The sequence below is a fragment of the Pseudomonas sp. 2995-3 genome (assembly GCF_002742565.1).
In the GTDB taxonomy this organism is placed as follows: domain Bacteria; phylum Pseudomonadota; class Gammaproteobacteria; order Pseudomonadales; family Pseudomonadaceae; genus Aquipseudomonas; species Aquipseudomonas edaphica.
In genome coordinates this window covers 1-243 of sequence record NZ_LJSB01000181.1, presented here as the reverse complement: position 1 = coordinate 243, position 243 = coordinate 1, and the positions used below count along the sequence as shown (strand labels likewise).

The 243-nt window shown below is 36.6% G+C and carries 1 protein-coding gene; it reads right to left on the bottom strand.

Annotation, left to right across the window (positions count from 1 at the left end):
* Positions 1-243 (bottom strand): hypothetical protein (locus AOA62_RS31805; RefSeq protein WP_158235126.1); only part of this gene is annotated, 243 nt, incomplete at both ends.

Sequence of the window (243 nt, the reverse complement as noted above, 5' to 3'; positions counted from 1 at the left end):
AATTAGCAACTATATTTCCTGTAGACGGCTCAGGTACATCCTCAGCTTCCGAAGGTAATTTTTCAACAGATACATCGTCTATAAAAAAGTTTGCAACTCCACTTTGAGTTTCAAAGTATATTGCACTGTCTTCTTCTGTAAATGTAAATTCACCTTCTAACTTTGTCCAACCCTCAGTATCCTCAGTGACATCCACATTAGCAACCCAACTATCACTAGATACTTCTCTTGCAACAATTAATT